Raw genomic sequence first — 15,333 nt, 5'->3', positions numbered from 1 at the left:
TCTTACTCCGCCGCCACGGCGAGCGTGTCGGTCGCGCGATAGTCGGCGATCCGCTTTTCGATCTCGGGGCGGAAATGGCGGATCAGGCCCTGGATCGGCCACGCGGCGGCATCGCCCAGCGCGCAGATCGTGTGGCCTTCCACCTGCTTGGTCACTTCCTGCAGCATGTCGATCTCGCGCAGATCGGCCTCGCCGGTGCGCAGACGCTCCATCACGCGCCACATCCAGCCGGTGCCCTCGCGGCACGGCGTGCACTGGCCGCAGCTCTCATGCTTGTAGAAATAGCTGATCCGGCTGATCGCGCGGACGATGTCGGTGGACTTGTCCATCACGATCACCGCCGCCGTGCCGAGGCCCGAGCCCAGTTCGCGCAGGCCGTCGAAATCCATCGGCGCGTCCATGATCTGCGCCGCCGGGACGAGCGGCACCGAAGAGCCACCGGGGATCACGGCGAGGAGATTGTCCCAGCCGCCGCGAATGCCGCCGCAATGCTTCTCGATCAGTTCGCGGAAGCTGATGCCCATCGCCTCTTCCACGACGCACGGATTGTTCACGTGGCCGCTGATCTGGAAGAGCTTGGTGCCCTGGTTCTTCTCGCGGCCGATGCCGGCGAACCAGCTCGGCCCGCGCCGCAGGATCGTGGGGACCACCGCGATCGATTCCACGTTGTTCACGGTCGTCGGGCAGCCGAACAGGCCCACGCCCGCCGGGAAGGGCGGCTTCAGGCGCGGCTGGCCCTTCTTGCCCTCGATGCTCTCGATCTGCGCGGTTTCCTCGCCGCAGATGTAGGCGCCGGCGCCGCGGTGGACGAACACGTCGAAATCGTAGCCGGAGCCGGCCGCGTTCTTGCCCAGGAAGCCCTTGGCATAGGCCTGCTCCACGGCGGCGAAGAGATTCTCCGCCTCGCGGATGAACTCGCCGCGAATGTAGATGTAGGCGGCGCGCGCGCGCATCGCGAAGCCCGCGATCAGCGCGCCTTCCAGCAGCTTGTGCGGATCGTGGCGCAGGATCTCGCGATCCTTGCACGAGCCCGGCTCGGATTCGTCGGCGTTGATCAGCAGGAAGCTCGGCTTACCGGGCTTGTGTTCCTTGGGCATGAAGCTCCACTTCATGCCGGTCGGGAAGCCCGCGCCACCACGGCCGCGCAGGCCGCTCGCCTTGATGTCCTCGATGATCTGGTCCTGCCCGCGAACCATCAGGTCCTTGGTATTGTCCCAGTCACCCCGCTTGATCGCACCCTCTACGCCCCAATCCTGGAAGCCGTAGATGTTGGTGAAGATCCGGTCCTTGTCGTCGATCGAGGCGATCATCGGCCCTGCCCCACAAGCTTCTCAGCGATAAAATAGACGGCCACCGCCAGCGCGATGCCCACAGCGGCGAAGATCACGCTCAGCGCCAGCTTGATGACCAGCACGAGCACCACGACGGCCAGAATGATCGAAAGGATCAAAGGCATCAGGAGGTGAACTCCTTCAGCACGGTCGGCCCGCCCTTCGGCGAGGACAGGAACCGGTCCGAAACCTGCGGGCCGGGCTTCGGCGTCTCGCCGCGCGCCAGCGCCTCGAGGATCGCGGTCGTGCTCTCGAAGGTCAGGTCTTCGTAATTGTCGTCGTTGATCTGCACCATCGGCGCATTCACGCACGCGCCCAGGCATTCCACCTCGGTCAGCGTGAACAGGCCGTCGGGCGTCGTCGCGCCCTTCTTCAGGCCCTTCTTGTAGCAGGCGTCCAGCACGTCGTCCGAGCCGCGCAGCATGCACGGCGTCGTCCCGCACACCTGCACATGATAGCGACCGACCGGCGCCATATTGTACATCGTGTAGAAGCTGACGACTTCCAGGGCGCGAATATACGGCATGCCGCACTGGGCCGCGACATATTCGATCACCGGCACGGGCAGCCAGCCCTGCGTCTGCGTCTCGGCGCCCACCTGGCGCTGCGCCAGATCGAGCAGCGGCATGATCGCCGAATGCTCGCGACCCTTGGGGTAGCGGCCGAACACTTCCTTGGCCTTGGCCGCATTGGCCTCGGTCCACGCGAAATTGCCCCAGCGCGCGCGGGTTTCTGCCTCGTCGGGGATTTGAACTGCGTCAGCCATCAGCGCACGAACTCCACGCGCGAAATCTTGTCGTCGCCATCGAAGGAATAGATGGACATCACCTCGAACGGATCGCCCTCGGGCGTCCGCCACACGCGCTCGTGCAGCGTCACGAACTCGCCGAACGCCTGCCGCTCCAGCACGATCGCCCGGTTCTGCGGGAAATCGGCGAAGGTCTTGGCGTTGCCGTCGCGCACGCCGTCCCGGCCCACGCGCAGGTCCGCGCCGCGATACATCGCCTCCACGCCGTCCTTGGCGAAGAAGGCCGAATAGCCCTCGGCGTCGCCCGCATTGTAGCGCTCGATCATCTGGTCGAGCAGGTCGAAGCGGGTCTTGCTCACCGGTCGCACTCGCCGAACACGATGTCGATCGCGGAGAGGATCGCGGTCGTGTCCGCCAGCATGTGGCCCTTCATCATGAAGTCCATCGCCTGCAGATGGCTGAACGCGGTCGGGCGGATCTTGCAGCGATAGGGCTTGTTGGTCCCGTCGCTCACCAGATAGACGCCGAACTCGCCCTTCGGGCTCTCGGTCGCGACATACACGTCGCCCGCCGGAACGTGGAAACCTTCCGTGTAGAGCTTGAAGTGATGGATCAGCGCTTCCATCGACTGCTTCATCTCGCCGCGCTTGGGCGGCACGACCTTGCGGTCGAGACTGGCGATCGGGCCTTCCGGCATCTCGTTCAGGCACTGCTTGATGATCCGCATCGACTGGCGGACCTCCTCCACGCGCACCATGAAGCGATCATAGCAGTCGCCGTTGGTGCCGACCGGCACCTCGAAGTCCATGCGATCATAGACGTCGTAGGGCTGGCTCTTGCGGATGTCCCACGGAATGCCCGCGCCCCGGATCATCGGGCCGGAGAAGCCCCATGCCAGCGCGTCTTCCTTGGAGACGATGCCGATGTCGACGTTGCGCTGCTTCCAGATGCGGTTGTCCGCCACCAGGCTGATCGCATCCTCGAAGATGCCGAAGCGGTTATCCACCCAGTCGCCGATGTCGGTCAGCAGCTTCAGCGGCACGTCCTGATGCACGCCGCCCGGCCGGAAATAGGCCGAGTGCATGCGCGCGCCGGAGGCCCGCTCGAAGAAATTGAGGCAATCCTCGCGGATTTCGAACAGCCACAGGTTCGGCGTCATCGCGCCGACGTCCATGATGTGGCTGCCGAGGTTCAGCATGTGATTGCAGATGCGGCTGACCTCGGCGAACAGCACGCGCAGATATTGCGCGCGCAGCGGCACCTCGATGCCCAGCAGCTTCTCCACCGCGAGCACATAGCTGTGCTCCATGTTCAGCGGCGAGCAGTAATCCAGCCGGTCGAAATACGGCAGCGCCTGCAGATAGGTCTTGTACTCGATCAGCTTCTCGGTGCCGCGGTGCAGCAGGCCGATATGCGGATCGCAGCGCTCGACGATCTCGCCGTCCAGCTCCATCACGAGGCGGAGCACGCCGTGCGCGGCCGGATGCTGCGGGCCGAAATTGATCGTGTAATTGGCGATCGAAACCTCACCCGTATCGGCATGCGCCGGCACGGCGAATCCTTCGGCCGCGAGGATCTCGCCGGCGTGCGGATCGGCCACGATCGTTGCGGGATCGCTCATTTCTTCACCTCATCGGCCTTCAGCGGCGTCGGGGCGCCGGGCGCCTGCGGCGCGTGGGCCTTCTCGTCGCCGGGCAGCACATAATCGGCGCCTTCCCACGGGCTCGTGAAATCGAAGGTGCGGAAATCCTGCGCCAGCTTCACCGGCTGGTAGACGACGCGCTTCTCTTCCTCGGAGTAACGCAGCTCGACGAAGCCGGAGAGCGGGAAGTCCTTGCGCTGCGGATGGCCGCGAAAGCCATAGTCGGTCAGGATGCGGCGCAGGTCCGGATTGCCGTCGAACAGCACGCCGTACATGTCGTACACTTCGCGCTCCAGCCAGCCCGCGACACGGTACACGCCCGTCACGGACGGCACCGGCATCATCTCGTCGGTGGAGACATGCACGCGCAGCCGGTGGTTCTTCGTCACCGAGAGCAGCATGTAGACCACCTCGAAGCGCTCGGCGCGCTCCGGATAGTCGACGCCGGCAATCTCCATCAGCTGCTGATAGGCCAGATCGTCGCGCAGCACGCGCAGCGCCTCGGCCACCTTGTCGCGCGCGATGTCCAGCCGGATCTCGCCCACATGCTCGGATGCGGAAAGCAGCATGTCGCCGAGAGCGGCCTGCGCCGCCTCGATCACGCCTTCGTTGGATGCGTAGCGCGGAAAGCTCACCGTTCGATCGTCCCCACGCGGCGGATCTTCCGCTGCAGCTGCATCAGGCCGTAGAGCAGAGCCTCGGCGGTCGGCGGGCAACCCGGCACATAGATGTCGATCGGCACGATCCGGTCGCAGCCGCGCACCACGGAATAGCTATAGTGATAATAGCCGCCGCCGTTGGCGCAGGATCCCATCGAGATCACATACTTCGGGTTCGACATCTGATCATAGACGCGGCGCAGCGCCGGAGCCATCTTGTTGCAGAGCGTGCCGGCCACGATCATCACGTCCGACTGGCGCGGCGACGCGCGCGGCGCGGCGCCGAAGCGCTCCATGTCATAACGCGGCATGTTGACGTGGATCATCTCCACCGCGCAGCAGGCGAGGCCGAAGGTCATCCACCACAGCGAGCCGGTGCGCGCCCACTGGAACAACTCCTCGGTCGAAGTGACGAGGAAGCCCTTGTCCATCACCTCGGCGCTGAGGTCGGTGAAGAAGGCCTGATCCGGCGCCTTGCCTTCGGGAAAGTGCGGGTCGAGCGCCGCTGGCAGCGTCACTCCCATTCCAAAGCTCCCTTTTTCCACGCGTATGCGAAGCCCACCGCGAGTTCGATCAGGAACACCATCATGGCGCCCCAGCCGACGAAGCCGATCCCGCCCAGCGCGACCGCCCACGGATACAGGAACGCCGCTTCCAGATCGAACACGATGAACAGAATCGCCACGAGATAGAATCGCACGTCGAATTGCGCGCGGCTGTCTTCGAATGCGGGGAAACCGCATTCATATTCCGCCAGCTTCTCCGGCGTCGGCTTGGACGATCCGGTCAGCTTCGAAGCGAGGATCGGCAGCACGACGAAGGCCGTCGAAAGAAGCACGGCAATGCCGAGAAACATCAGGATCGGCAGATATCCGGCAGCGACTGCAGCCATCGATTCCCTACTCCGTACGGGACAGGCTAGCTGTCCGTTCACACGAACCCCCTAAGCTTGCCGCATCTGCGAAGCAAGCCGCCGAGGATGTGAGAATCATTCGCAAAAAGCCCACTTCCGGGCGATAACAGGCACGCCCCGCCGCATCGCTGCCGGATCGTGTCTGTCAGACATGAATGTGAAAGAGTTCGGGCGTCACACTCGCGTGACGGGACGGATTTCCATCCCGCCGAAGCAGCCGGCCCGCATGCGGATGTGGGGCGGAAGGCCCGAGTCCCCCCGCCCCACAGCGCAAAAAGACTCGGGCGTCAGTTCTTCCGCAGCGCGGTCGCGACCAGCTTCAGCAGCTTGGAATGGATGCCGTCGCTGGCGGCGAGGAACTGGTTGCGCTCCATCGCCTGATCGGCGCCCCGGAAATCGGTGACGAAGCCGCCCGCTTCCTTCACCAGCAGCACGCCCGCCGCGACATCCCACGGGGCGAGATCGCTCTCCCAGAAGGCATCGACCCGGCCCGCCGCCACCCAGGCGAGGTCCAGCGCGGCCGCGCCATACCGGCGGATGCCCGAAACCTGCGGGCCGACCATCGCGAAGATCTTGGTCCACTGCTCGAAATCGCCGTGCCCCATGAAGGGAATGCCCGTCGCGATCAGCGAATCCGGCAGCTCGCGCCGCGCCGAAACCCGCAGGCGCTTGTCCTGCAGCCACGCGCCCCGGCCCTTCTCGGCCCAGAAGCTCTCGTCGGTCAGCGGCTGATAGACGAGGCCCTGCGTGATCTCGCCCCGCCCGTCCGGACGCGGCTCTTCCACCGCGATCGAGATCGCGAAGTGCGGGATGCCGTGGAGGAAGTTGGTCGTCCCGTCGAGCGGATCGACGATCCAGCGCGGCTTGGTCGGATCGCCCTCGCGCGTGCCGCCTTCCTCGCCCAGGAAGCCCCAGTCGGGCCGGGCCTTCTTCAGTTCCTCATAGAGCGTCTGCTCGGACTGGCGATCCGCCTGGCTGACGAAGTCGGCCGGCCCCTTGCGGCTGACCTGCAGCTGCTGGACCTCGTTGAAGTCACGCCGCAGCTTCGGCGCGGCCTTGCGCGCCGCGCGCTCCATGACAGTGATGAGGCCAGAATGGGCAACCATAGACAAAACTCCCCCCTCCCGCGTGCGGGAGGGGCTGGGGGTGGGCAGCGCGCCATCGGCGTGCGCGATCGCGTCAGGGGTGGAATGCCCACCCCCGGCCCCTCCCGCAAGCGGGAGGGGAGTTCAGGCATCAATCCGCGCGGCGGACATATTCTCCGGTCGCGGTATCCACCACGATGCGGGTGCCGCTGGCGATATGCGGCGGCACCATCACGCGCACGCCATTGTCAAGGATCGCCGGCTTGTAGCTGGACGAGGCGGTCTGCCCCTTCACCACGGCATCGGCCTCCACGATCATCGCTTCGATCGTGTCGGGCAGCTGCACCGAGATCGGGCGCTCGTCGTAAAGCTCCATCACCACGTCCGCGCTCTCCTGCAGGAAGGCGGCGGAGTCGCCGAGCAGGTCGCGCGAAAGCGTGATCTGCTCATAGCTTTCCTTGTCCATGAAGGTCAGCAGGTCGCCGTCGGCGAACAGGAACTGGAAGTCCTTCGTGTCGAGGCGCACGCGCTCCACCGTCTCGGCCGAGCGGAAGCGGACATTGTTCTTGCGGCCGTCGATGAGGTTCTTCATCTCGACCTGCATGTAGGCGCCACCCTTGCCCGGCTGGGTGTGCTGAATCTTGACGGCCTTCCAGATGCCGCCCTCATATTCGATGATGTTGCCGGGACGGATGTCCACGCCGCTGATCTTCATGTGCGTCTCGCATTTGGAAAGAGCTGGCCCACGAGGGGCAGGCGCGCGCCCTTAGCCGCCGAGCGCGTTTCGGGCAAGATGGGCGCCACCCCAAGGCCCGCCTGCCAGTGCCGCGCCCCTCTCGCCGGCCCGCTTTTTTTGCCGGTCTGCTTACCCCAAGGCGGAGCGACATCCGCCATCTTCGCTCATCCTGAGCGCCGATCGAAGGGGCCCTCGAACGCCTCACATTTTCCGTTCGTTCTGAGCGCAGTCGAAGAACGTGCTCCGAATGCGCCACCAGCAGCCCGTGCTTCGACTGCGCTCAGCACGAACGGGTCGGGGTGGGTGCCGACTTTTCGGCCGGTTTCCCAGAATGAGCGGGATCGGGATCACCGCACGAGAAATCCCGATATCGAATTGCCTAAAGCGGCTTGTCCAGAAACGCGCGGATCGCCTTCACCGTCGCCGCGGGCTGCTCCTCCATCAGCCAGTGGCCCGACTCCGGCACCACCAGCCCGGTCACGTTGGTGAAGGCCGCGCCCGCCACGATCGCCATCATCGGGCCGAAGCTCTTGTCGCCCCCGATCGCCAGCACCGGCAGCGGCAATTTGCCCTTCGCCGCCAGAAAAGCGCGGTCGTCGATCACGTCCTGATCGAACGCCGCGAACTGCGCGAAGCCCGCATGCATCGCGCCCGGCCGCGCATACAGCTCGGCATAATGCCGGCGGGATGCCTCGCTGAACTTGGCGGGCGTCGCCGAAAATTCGTTCCAGAAGCGGTCGAGGTAGATGCGCTCGCGCCCCGCCACCAGCCGCTCCATGTCCGGTCCCCCGAAGCGGAAATGCCAGAGCAGCGGGCTCTTGAGGATCTCCTCCCACGGCCCGATGCCGGGGATCGGCGCATCCATCAGCACCAGCCGCGTCGCCCGCTCCGGATGCTCGAACACGAACGCGAAGGCCACCATGTTGCCGATATCGTGCGCGACGACATCGACCTTGCCGATCTTCAGCGCGTCCAGCACGCCGGCGATATCCTGGCCCTCGGTCTTCTTGTCATAGCCGCCCGCCGGCTGGCCGGAGAGGCCCATGCCGCGCAGATCGGGCACGATCACGGTGTGATCGCGCATCAGATCGGCCGCCAGCGGCGCCCACATGTCGCCCGTCTCGCCATAGCCGTGGAGCAGCACCACCGCCGGCCCCGTGCCGCCGATGCGGACGTGCAAGGTCGTGCCGCTCGTGGCGACGGGCTGAATGCGGAAGGCGAGTGGATAAGGCTCCACCTGCGCGGAGGCAGGGGCGGCAAGGATCAGCCCCAGCAATATCGCTCTCAGCATTCAGATCTCCCGCTCCGTCGATCTGTGATCCTACGTTACGGCGTAGAAACGCACCATCATTTCTATCGCTTCCAGGCCCTGCTATTGTTTGCCAATGGAGCAGCCGGACAATCCCGAGAGTCATGTTTCTGGCCCAGCCACCGGATTGATGGTCCGCGCCGAAACAATACGCCTTGCCCGATCAGGCATTACCGGCGTCCTGCCGCTCGCCAGCATGCTGATCGCCGCCATGTCGGCCTTCGCTTATGTCTCCGGAATATATTCCTACAAATATTTTCAGGATAGTTTTGGCATACCCCTGAGCGCGATCCAGCCAAACCTTTACCTGATCTTGCTGCGGGGCACCCAATCCGGCGCTCTTGGCTTCTTCGTATTGGCGGCGATCTTCCTAGCCGGCAGCATCGGGGTTTGTTTTCTGGTCGGAGTGGCTGGCCTTCGCGTCTTAAACGGCCGGTCCCGTCTGGCAGCAGAACTGATGGCGAACCCCGATCTGATCCATGCCGGCTCCGCGAAAGAGCAGCGGCGGCGGCGGCAGCTTCTGGACCTTGCCCGGACGGGACGCCTCCCCGCACCCGAGCAGATCGTGCGGCAGGTCAGTTATGCCTGCATATCGTCCGTATCGCTGTTTTTCGTGCTGCTCTTCATTCCCATCAGCCTTCTGGTTGCGTCATCCAGCGGCTATGCATCTTTTTTCAGTGAGCGAACGATATTCAGCCTCTTGTTTCCGCGGCTCCCTGCCAATTTCGAATATGTCACACCGCAGGGCATCTTTTGCGGAAACATCGTGATGGAAGGCGAGAAGGGTATCGCGCTCGCCACGCCCTCTTCGATCGCCTTCCTCCATCCCGACGAGATCCGCAGCATCATCCCCATCGTCAATCCGCAGGATCCGTCTAGCGATCCCGTGTCATCATTTCCGCCCGAATGCTTCGGGGATAAAGCGCGACGCTAGGCGCGATCGACACCGCGCGCAGCCCGGTTCACGACACGAAGGAACGGGCGACACTCACGCCGCTGGCGGCGGCCAACCGGGGCGCAAGCATCGATCGAATCTGGTGGTCCACCGCGCGCGATACCACGCCCTTTATCGGGCCAGCAGCGGATAGGGATTCACCTCCGTCCCCTGCCACCACTTGTCCCCCGGCCCCATCCTCTTGATCTCGTAATGGAGGTGCGGAGCCTCCTCGCTCGCATCGCCGGTCGATCCCACCGCGCCGATCAGATCTCCCTGCCCCAGCTTCTGACCTTCTTTCAAATTCGGCGCATAAGCATCGAGATGGGCGTAATAATCCACCCACGCAGGATCGGTCCTCCGCACATAGACGGTGTGGCCGCCATTCTGGCTCTCGAAGATCTTCTCCACCGTCCCCGCCGCCGCCGCGACGACGGCCGTGCCCTTCGGCGCCATGATGTCGATCGCATGATGTTCGCGCGTGCCGTCGCCGCGCGCATCACCCCACGTGTCGGTCAGCCCCGCCTGCCAGACGCCGTTAACCGGGATGATCAGCCCGCTCGCCCGCGACGGCGCATAAGGCGACGGCGGCAGGCGCGCCGGGGCGGCGGACGCGCTTTTCGCGGATGCCGGTTCCGCCGTCACCTCCGTCACCGGCCCGCTCCGGCTCGCCAGCCACCACACCCCGCCGACCACCGCGAGGATGAACAGCAGGATCCAGGCGCCGGTGCGCGTCATGGCTGGAAGATAGCGGGCGTGCCCGGCTTCACCATCATCGAAAGGCGCGCCGCATCCCAGTTGGTCAAGCGGATGCAGCCATGGCTTTCGGTGCGGCCGATATTTTCAGGCATCGGGGTTCCGTGGATGCCGTAATGCGGTTTGTCCAGATCCATCCAGACGACGCCCACCGGCCCGTTCGGGCCCGGCTTCAGCACCTGCTTCTGCTCGCCCGCCTTGGCGTCCCAGAACAGCTTCGGATTGAAGTGGAAGGGCGGCAGGAAGCTCGTCCCCTGGATCTTCCAATTGCCGATCGGCAGCGGATCATGCTGGCTGCCCGTCGTCACCGGGAATTGCGCGATCAGCTTGCCCGCCTCGTCATAGGCGCGCAGCACGCCGTCCGATTTGTCGACCACCAGCTTCGCCGCCCTGGGCTGATCCGCAGAGACGCTGAGCGAAGCCAACGTCGCGCTCCATTCGGGCTTGAAGCTGGCGGGATAGGCCGTGCTGGCGGGCAGCACGTTGGGCACCTTCAGCGTCACGCCCTGCACCACCTTCATGTCCGCCCCGTTGAGCGAGCGCAGCAGCGCCGGCGTGGTGTGAAAGCGCTCGGCCAGCGCCTCGGTCGGATCGGCATAGCCCATGGCGGGTAATGCCGCCTGCTTCGCCTCGCTCCGGGGAATCGGCCCCACGAACGGCCCCCGGAAATCGCCGTCGCCCAGCGTGACGTCCACGGTCGCGGCGACATCCTTGTGCACGTCGAGCGCGGCCAGCGTCTTTTCGTCCGGCTTGCCGCTTTCGGGCAGGTCGTTCGCCGCCTGATAGCCCTTCAGCGCGCGCTCCAGCGAGAGCCCCGCCTGCCCGTCCAGCACGCCCGGCGAGAAGCCCAGCCGATCGAGAAGCACCTGAATCCGCAACGTTTCCGGGGAGGGCGCGGCGGCCGGTGGGGCGGCCCCCGCGAGGGAAAGAGGACAAGACGTTAGAATCGTAAGGTAAATGACGGAAACCAAAGTTTTACGCACGCGTGGCATCCCCTATTTTGCTTTCGGGCAAAAGTTCAACGCGCCGCTGGGGCGTAATTTCCAGAGCGGGATCTGAATGCTGGATATGAATATCGGCCGCCGCCGGCTTCTCGGCGGAGCGCTTGCACTGGGTGCAGCTTCGACCATCGCCACCAAGGGCGCCTTCGCGGCCTTGCCGGAGCGGCGCATCGCGTTCCGCAACATTCACACCAACGATACGGTCGATGCCCGTTTCTTCGGCGCGGATGGCTGGGACAAGCAGGGTCTGGCCGAGCTGAACTTCGGCCTGCGCGACTGGCGGAACAACGAGGAGACGCAGATGGATCCGCAGCTGATGCTGCTGATCTCGCGCATCCGCGATACGCTCGGCGTCGATCCGCGCACGAAGATCGATCTGATCTCCGGCTATCGCTCGCCCGTCACGAACGCGGCGTTGCGCGCCCGCGGCGGCGCGCATACCGGCGTGGCCACCAAGAGCCAGCACATGCTCGGCAAGGCAACCGACCTGCACGTCCCCGGCGTTCCGCTGGAGCGGCTGAAGATGGCCGCGATGGCGATGCAGGCGGGCGGCGTCGGCTATTATCCAAAGGACGGCTTCGTCCATGTCGACACGGGGCGCGTCCGCAGCTGGTAAATTAACGCGACCGGCTTAGCCTGTACGCAACAATTATCGGACTAAGGATTGTCAGGGCCCGCTGCCGCGTGGCATCGCGCGCAGCAGCAGGGAGGAAGCGACCTTGGAAACGATTTACGATTGGGTGACGGTGGCGATCTTCGCCGGCCTCATCGTCCTGTTCCTCCAGCGTTCCTCCACCGAGGGCGAACCGGAAGACAGCATCTGGCAGTATCTGGCCGCCTCCGTCGGCTGCGCGGTCGCCAACTATCTCGGCAATCACGAGGATATTCCCTATCACGACGTGGCGGCGATCGTCGTTCTTGTCGCGACCGTGGCCTATGTCTGGTACGCGCTGAAGCCCCTCAAGGGCTTCCGCTAAGCTACGTCGAAAGGAGGAGCTAAACCTCCTCCGTTTGGCCTGAGCTTGTCGAAGGCCCGTCCTTCTTGCTGCGCGCGAGCCGCGCGACAGCATCCCAATCGCCCCGGATCAGAGCCATTTTCTTGGCGCGGCTCCACCCTTTGAGCCTGCGCTCGGCCTGAAGCGCCTCGATCCGTATGTCCAAATTTTCGGACCGGACCAGTTCGACCGGCAAACGCTCGGCGGTGAACCCCGCAATCGCACCCGCCTGATGCTCGGCGATGCGCCGATCCAGATCGTCGGTATGTCCGATGTAAAACGCCCCGCCCCGACAATGCAGCATATAGACCCAGAAGCGCATGGGCCGAAGCTAAGGGGGAAGGACGGGCCTTCGACAAGCTCAGTGCAAACGGGTTAGAAAATGCTGTCCCCCAGCCTTACAGCTGCCCGTGGCAGTGCTTGTACTTCTGCCCCGATCCACACGGGCACGGAGCGTTGCGGCTGATCTTGCCGTCCAGCGAATTGGGATCGCTGTTCAGTTCCGCCGGCATCGTCGGCGGTGCGATCTGGAACGGAGGCAGGCGCGTGGAGATCAGACCCGCCGTTCCCGCATCCACGTCCGCGCTGTCGTCCAGCCCGGTCAGCGGATCGATATGCGTGGTGATGAAGTCCGGCATCGGCGGTAGGTTCTCGAACGGAGACGGCGCCATCTGGAACGTCAGGTTCGAAAGCGTGCGCGTCACGTCCTCGCGGATCGCCTCCAGCATCCGCTCGAACAAAGCGAACGCCTCGGACTTATATTCGTTGATCGGCGTCTTCTGCGCGTAGCTGCGCAGGTGGATCACCTGGCGCAGCGCGTCGAGCGTCGCGAGATGGTCCTTCCAATGCTGGTCCAGGGTCTGGAGCAGCACGCTCTTCTCCAGATCGCGCCAGCTGTCCTGGCCGATATCGCCCGCCTTGGCCTCCATCTGCACGTCGGAGGCGGACTGGATCCGCTCCACCAGCAGTTCGGGCTCGACGCGCTCTTCCTGCATCCAGTCCTCGATCGGCAGATCGAGGCCCAGCACGTCCTTCACCGTCTCCTTCAGCGCGGGCACGTCCCACTGCTCGGGATAGGAGCCCGGCGGGCAGGCGGAGCCGACGATCGTGGTGATCGTCTCGGCGCGCATGTCGGCGACCACGTCGTCCACCGCGCCCGCATCCATGATGTCCGAGCGCTGCTCGTAGATCACCTTGCGCTGATCGTTCATCACGTCATCATATTCGACGACCTGCTTGCGGATGTCGTAGTTGCGGGCCTCCACCTTGCCCTGCGCATTCTGGATCGCCTTCGAGATCCAGGGGCTGACGATCGCCTCGCCATCCTCCAGATTCTTGTTCATCATCTTGGCGAACATCGTCTGCGGCCCGAAGATGCGGAGCAGATCGTCGTCCAGCGACAGATAGAAACGGCTCAGGCCCGGATCGCCCTGACGGCCCGAACGGCCGCGCAGCTGATTGTCGATGCGGCGGCTCTCGTGGCGCTCGGTGCCCAGCACGAAGAGGCCGCCGGCGTTCAGCACGGCTTCCTTCTCCAGCACGATCTCGCCCCGGATGCGCTCGGCGGCGGCCTCATATTCGGGCGTGCCCGCTTCCAGCTGCGAATGCTCGTCCGCCATCCGGAATTCCAGGTTGCCGCCCAGCTGGATGTCGGTGCCGCGCCCGGCCATGTTGGTCGCGATCGTGACGGCACCCAGACGGCCCGCCTGCGCCACGATATGCGCTTCCTGCTCGTGATAGCGCGCGTTCAGCACATTGTGCTTCACGCCTTCCTTGGTCAGGAATTCGCTCAGCAGTTCGGACTTCTCGATCGACACGGTGCCGACCAGCACGGGCTGGCCGCCATTCGCCTGCTTGTCGCGGATCGCCTGTGTGATCGCGGCGAACTTGTCACCGATATTCTTGTAGAATTCGTCCTCGTCGTCCTTCCGGCGGATCGGCAGGTTGGTCGGGATGGTGACGACGTTGATCTTGTAGATCTGGTAGAATTCGTGCGCCTCGGTGGCGGCGGTGCCCGTCATGCCGCCGATCTTCGGGTACATGCGGAAATAATTCTGGAAGGTGATCGAGGCGAGCGTCTGGTTCTCGGGCTCGATATTCGCGCCCTCCTTGGCCTCCACCGCCTGGTGGAGCCCGTCGGACCAGCGCCGGCCGTCCATCATGCGGCCGGTGAATTCATCGATGATGATGACCTTCCCGTCCTTCACGATGTAATCGATGTCGCGCTTGAAGGCGACATTGGCGCGCAGCGCCTGGTTCAGGTGGTGCACCACCTGCGTATTCTCGAAATCATACAGATTGTCGCCCTGCAGCATGCCGGCGGCTTCCAGCGCGCGCTCCACGCGCTCGGTGCCGTCCTCGGTCAGGATCACCGAACGGGCCTTCTCGTCGAACTCGTAATCGCCCGGCACGATCTGCTTCACGACCGCGTCCATCAGCTTGTACAGCTCGGACTTGTCCTCGGTCGGACCCGAGATGATCAAAGGCGTGCGCGCCTCGTCGATCAGCACCGAATCCACTTCGTCCACCACCGCGAACGCGAAGGGCCGCTGCACCATCTGGCCGCGGTCATACTTCATGTTGTCGCGCAGATAATCGAAGCCGAACTCGTTGTTCGTGCCGTAGGTGATGTCGGCCGCATAGGCCGCGCGGCGCTGCTCGTCCGAAAGGTTGGGCACGATCACGCCCACCGTCAGGCCCAGAAAGCGATAGACCTGCCCCATCCAGCCCGCGTCGCGGCTGGCGAGATAGTCGTTCACCGTCACCACATGCACGCCGTCGCCGGTCAGCGCGTTGAGGTAGGTGGCGAGCGTCGCCACCAGCGTCTTGCCCTCGCCCGTCCGCATCTCGGCGATCTCGCCGCGATGGAGCACGATGCCGCCGATCATCTGCACGTCGAAATGGCGCATGCCCATCACGCGGCGCGAGGCCTCGCGCACCGTAGCGAACGCTTCCGGCAGCAGCGCGTCGAGCGTCTCGCCCGCCGCCAGCCGCGCCCGGAACGTCACCGTCTGGCCCGCCAGCTCGTCGTCGGACAGAGCCTGCAGCGTGGGCTCATAGGAGGCGATCTTCGCCAGCGTGGGCTGGAGCGACTTCACGTAACGGTCGTTGGACGACCCGAAGATGGCCTTGGCGATGCCGGCGAACATGCGAATTCCCTGAAACACGAGTGACGACCACGCACCGAAACGGCGGCCATCCGAACCGCAGGGCAGATAGGTGGC

At 64.7% G+C, this 15,333-nt stretch carries 18 protein-coding genes; 3 read left to right on the top strand and 15 right to left on the bottom strand.

Annotated features, from left to right (window positions below):
• Nucleotides 1–2 precede the first annotated feature (2 nt).
• The 11 genes from nuoF to HL653_RS13935 all read right to left on the bottom strand — a co-directional run bounded on the left by nuoF (nt 3) and on the right by HL653_RS13935 (nt 8,405).
• Nucleotides 3–1,310, bottom strand: coding sequence for an NADH-quinone oxidoreductase subunit NuoF (gene nuoF, locus HL653_RS13985; RefSeq protein WP_171745055.1), 1,308 nt, complete (start codon nt 1,308–1,310; stop codon nt 3–5).
• The gene (locus tag HL653_RS13980; protein WP_171745054.1) at nt 1,307–1,456 is read right to left on the bottom strand and encodes a hypothetical protein; all 150 of its coding nucleotides are present in this window, start codon (nt 1,454–1,456) and stop codon (nt 1,307–1,309) included. The genes nuoF and HL653_RS13980 overlap by 4 nt, the downstream gene beginning before the upstream one ends.
• Nucleotides 1,456–2,097, bottom strand: a complete 642-nt coding sequence (locus HL653_RS13975) for an NAD(P)H-dependent oxidoreductase subunit E (protein WP_171745053.1) — start codon at nt 2,095–2,097, stop codon at nt 1,456–1,458. The genes HL653_RS13980 and HL653_RS13975 overlap by 1 nt, the downstream gene beginning before the upstream one ends.
• Nucleotides 2,097–2,438 (bottom strand): nuclear transport factor 2 family protein, encoded by a 342-nt coding sequence (locus HL653_RS13970; protein WP_367613562.1) that lies wholly within the window; start codon nt 2,436–2,438, stop codon nt 2,097–2,099. Before HL653_RS13970 ends, HL653_RS13975 begins: the two co-directional genes overlap by 1 nt.
• On the bottom strand, nt 2,435–3,700 hold the full coding sequence (locus HL653_RS13965; protein WP_253716868.1) for an NADH-quinone oxidoreductase subunit D: 1,266 nt from the start codon (nt 3,698–3,700) through the stop codon (nt 2,435–2,437). Before HL653_RS13965 ends, HL653_RS13970 begins: the two co-directional genes overlap by 4 nt.
• The gene (locus tag HL653_RS13960) at nt 3,697–4,356 is read right to left on the bottom strand and encodes an NADH-quinone oxidoreductase subunit C (protein WP_253716866.1); all 660 of its coding nucleotides are present in this window, start codon (nt 4,354–4,356) and stop codon (nt 3,697–3,699) included. Before HL653_RS13960 ends, HL653_RS13965 begins: the two co-directional genes overlap by 4 nt.
• Nucleotides 4,353–4,904, bottom strand: coding sequence for an NADH-quinone oxidoreductase subunit B family protein (locus tag HL653_RS13955; RefSeq protein WP_171745052.1), 552 nt, complete (start codon nt 4,902–4,904; stop codon nt 4,353–4,355). The genes HL653_RS13960 and HL653_RS13955 overlap by 4 nt, the downstream gene beginning before the upstream one ends.
• Entirely contained in the window at nt 4,895–5,272 is a 378-nt protein-coding gene (ndhC, locus tag HL653_RS13950) for an NADH-quinone oxidoreductase subunit A (RefSeq protein ID WP_171745051.1), read from the bottom strand. Before ndhC ends, HL653_RS13955 begins: the two co-directional genes overlap by 10 nt.
• Before the next feature lie 308 nt (nt 5,273–5,580).
• Nucleotides 5,581–6,399, bottom strand: coding sequence for an inositol monophosphatase family protein (locus HL653_RS13945; protein WP_171745050.1), 819 nt, complete (start codon nt 6,397–6,399; stop codon nt 5,581–5,583).
• A gap of 130 nt (nt 6,400–6,529) precedes the next feature.
• Entirely contained in the window at nt 6,530–7,093 is a 564-nt protein-coding gene (gene efp, locus HL653_RS13940) for an elongation factor P (RefSeq protein WP_171745049.1), read from the bottom strand.
• Nucleotides 7,094–7,493: 400 nt separating this feature from the next.
• Nucleotides 7,494–8,405: an alpha/beta fold hydrolase gene (locus HL653_RS13935; RefSeq protein ID WP_171745048.1), complete on the bottom strand. Its 912-nt coding sequence runs from the start codon at nt 8,403–8,405 to the stop codon at nt 7,494–7,496.
• A 94-nt stretch (nt 8,406–8,499) separates the two neighbouring features.
• Between HL653_RS13935 and HL653_RS13930 the strand changes: the two genes are divergently transcribed.
• Nucleotides 8,500–9,357, top strand: coding sequence for a hypothetical protein (locus HL653_RS13930; RefSeq protein ID WP_171745047.1), 858 nt, complete (start codon nt 8,500–8,502; stop codon nt 9,355–9,357).
• Nucleotides 9,358–9,489: 132 nt separating this feature from the next.
• On the opposite strand, the gene HL653_RS13925 is transcribed toward HL653_RS13930, so the two are convergent.
• Both HL653_RS13925 and HL653_RS13920 read right to left on the bottom strand, forming a co-directional pair.
• Nucleotides 9,490–10,095 (bottom strand): M23 family metallopeptidase, encoded by a 606-nt coding sequence (locus HL653_RS13925; RefSeq protein ID WP_171745046.1) that lies wholly within the window; start codon nt 10,093–10,095, stop codon nt 9,490–9,492.
• Complete coding sequence (locus HL653_RS13920) at nt 10,092–10,991, bottom strand: L,D-transpeptidase (RefSeq protein ID WP_253716864.1); 900 nt, start codon at nt 10,989–10,991, stop codon at nt 10,092–10,094. Before HL653_RS13920 ends, HL653_RS13925 begins: the two co-directional genes overlap by 4 nt.
• Nucleotides 10,992–11,172: 181 nt before the next feature.
• On the opposite strand from HL653_RS13920, the gene HL653_RS13915 reads away from it, so the two are divergent.
• Nucleotides 11,173–11,730: a DUF882 domain-containing protein gene (locus HL653_RS13915; RefSeq protein ID WP_253716862.1), complete on the top strand. Its 558-nt coding sequence runs from the start codon at nt 11,173–11,175 to the stop codon at nt 11,728–11,730.
• 103 nt (nt 11,731–11,833) lie between these two features.
• A complete protein-coding gene (locus tag HL653_RS13910; RefSeq protein WP_171745044.1) occupies nt 11,834–12,091 on the top strand; it encodes an XrtV sorting system accessory protein in 258 nt (85 codons plus the stop codon).
• 19 nt (nt 12,092–12,110) lie between these two features.
• On the opposite strand, the gene HL653_RS13905 is transcribed toward HL653_RS13910, so the two are convergent.
• Both HL653_RS13905 and secA read right to left on the bottom strand, forming a co-directional pair.
• Nucleotides 12,111–12,431: a GIY-YIG nuclease family protein gene (locus HL653_RS13905; RefSeq protein ID WP_171745043.1), complete on the bottom strand. Its 321-nt coding sequence runs from the start codon at nt 12,429–12,431 to the stop codon at nt 12,111–12,113.
• Between the two features lie 76 nt (nt 12,432–12,507).
• Nucleotides 12,508–15,258 (bottom strand): preprotein translocase subunit SecA, encoded by a 2,751-nt coding sequence (gene secA, locus HL653_RS13900; protein ID WP_171745042.1) that lies wholly within the window; start codon nt 15,256–15,258, stop codon nt 12,508–12,510.
• Nucleotides 15,259–15,333: the final 75 nt, after the last annotated feature.

This window comes from Sphingomonas sp. AP4-R1 (genome assembly GCF_013113735.1).
In the GTDB taxonomy this organism is placed as follows: Bacteria; Pseudomonadota; Alphaproteobacteria; order Sphingomonadales; family Sphingomonadaceae; genus Sphingomonas_I.
The sequence above is the reverse complement of the archived record's forward strand: the minus strand, read 5'-3'. Positions and strand labels throughout refer to the sequence as shown.